Here is a 1822-nt window from a genome sequence, read left to right as displayed (position 1 = left end):
AGCCGGGCCAGCAGCGCGGCATCGGCCTCGATCGCCTCCGGCGCCGCCGCGGGCGGCAGGCCGAGGGCGGCGGCCGCCACCAGCATCATCGGCATGGCGCCGTCGATCAGGGTGACGGCGCAGCCATCGATCGTCTCGGCCGCCTGGCCGCTGGGGAACAGCCGGCCGGTCTTGCTGCCGGCCAGGTCGCGGAAGCGCAGCGCGATGGGGGCGGCGGTGCCGGGCACGCCGGGGATGGCGGCGTCGCCCTCATAGCTCACCCGGCGCTGGGGGGTGCAGACCACCGCCTCGACCAGCTGGCCGGTGTTGCGGTTGCGGATGCGCACCAGCGTGCGCGGGTGCCGCGGCGCCACCAGCCCGGCCTCGATGGCGAAGGGGCCGACGGCGGCCAGCATGTTGCCGCAATTGGGCCGGGTGTCGACGCTGCGGCGGTCCACCGCCACCTGGGCGAAGAGATAGTCGACATCGACGCCGGGCTCGGCCGAGGGGCTGATGATCGCCGCCTTGCTGGTCAGGCTGCTGCCGCCGCCGAGGCCGTCGAGCTGCATCGGGTGCGGCGAGCCGAGCGCCGCCAGCAGCACCGCGTCGCGCTGCGCCGGATCCTCCGGCAGGTGCGCCGCGAGGAAGAAGGGACCGCGGCTGGTGCCGCCCCGCATCAGCACGCAGGGAATGCGCATCTGCATCGCCGTCTCCGCCCGGGTTTCGTTCCAGCGCCTTTCTGCGCAGCGGCGCCTTCAAACAGAAGTGCAAAGAACGGTAGGATCCTTGCACCCTGCGCAAGAAAGCCCGCCATGGCCATCGACCTCGACCAGCTCCGCACCTTCGTCGCCGTGGCCGAGGCGCTGAGCCTGACGCGCGCGGCGGAGGTGCTGCACCTGTCGCTGCCCGCCGTGTCGCGCCGGCTGAGCGCCTTGGAGGAGGAGCTCGGCATCGCGCTGATGACGCGCACCACGCGGCGCGTGGCGCTGACCCAGATGGGGCGCGAATTCCTCCCCCGCGCGCGGCGGCTGCTGGACGAGCTGGAGGAAAGCCTGCTCGGCATCCGCGAGACGGCGGCGCGGCGGCGCGGGCTGATCACCCTCGCCTGCATCCCGACCGCCGCCTACTACTTCCTGCCGGCGACGCTGGCCGATTTCGCCCGCCGCTTCCCCGGCGTGCGCGTGCGCGTCATGGATCTCTCGGCCGATGGGGTGATCGACATGGTGGCCAGCGGCGGCGTCGAATTCGGCATCGGCATGGAGGGCGCCATCGTGCCGGAGGTGGAGTTCCGCCCGCTGCGGCGCGACCCCTTCGTGCTGGCCTGCCGGCGCGACCACAGGCTGGCGCGGCGCCGCAGCATCCGCTGGGCCGAGCTGGAGAATGAGAAGCTGATCGGCGTCTCGCGCCGCTCGGGCAACCGGCTGATCCTCGACCGCGCCCTGCTGCCGCAGGGCATCCAGCCGAACTGGCAGTACGAGGCCGAGCATCTCTCGACCAGCCTGGGCCTGGCCGAGGCGGGGCTGGGCCTGGCCGTGGTGCCGCGCCTGGCGCTGCCGCGCAGCCCGCACCCGATCCTGGTGGCGCGCATGCTGGAGGCGCCGCGCATCGAGCGCAGCACCGGCGTGGTGGTGCGGCGCGGCGTCACCCCCGCCCCCGCCACCCGCACCCTGCTGGAGCTGCTGGAGCGGCGGCTGACGGCGGGATGAGCCTCGCCGGCTTGTGACCGCTTCGCCGCGCCGGTGCCCCGCCGGCCGCGGGGAGTTGATGGCCACCCGGCTGGCGGGCGCCGCCCGCCTGGCTATGCAGTGTTGCGCAGGAGGACCGCCATGCCCCCCCCGCGCCG

2 protein-coding genes are annotated in these 1822 nt (G+C 74.4%); one reads left to right on the top strand and one right to left on the bottom strand.

Annotation, left to right across the window (positions count from 1 at the left end; all coding sequences use genetic code 11):
- Positions 1–683 (bottom strand): PrpF domain-containing protein (locus HMPREF0731_RS16485; RefSeq protein WP_007005313.1); only part of this gene is annotated, 683 nt, incomplete at its 3' end.
- A gap of 108 nt (positions 684–791) precedes the next feature.
- On the opposite strand from HMPREF0731_RS16485, the gene HMPREF0731_RS16480 reads away from it, so the two are divergent.
- Entirely contained in the window at positions 792–1685 is an 894-nt protein-coding gene (locus HMPREF0731_RS16480) for a LysR substrate-binding domain-containing protein (protein ID WP_007005312.1), read from the top strand.
- Positions 1686–1822: the final 137 nt, after the last annotated feature.

Origin of the sequence: Pseudoroseomonas cervicalis ATCC 49957, assembly GCF_000164635.1 — a bacterium.
In the GTDB taxonomy this organism is placed as follows: domain Bacteria; phylum Pseudomonadota; class Alphaproteobacteria; order Acetobacterales; family Acetobacteraceae; genus Pseudoroseomonas; species Pseudoroseomonas cervicalis.
Note: the sequence above shows the minus strand (reverse complement) of the source record. Positions and strands in the feature narration are given on the sequence as shown.

What these genes read in the sequence shown, in the direction of transcription:
- HMPREF0731_RS16480 (WP_007005312.1), top strand. Translation starts at nt 792, where the DNA reads ATGGCCATCGACCTCGACCAGCTCCGCACCTTCGTCGCCGTGGCCGAG.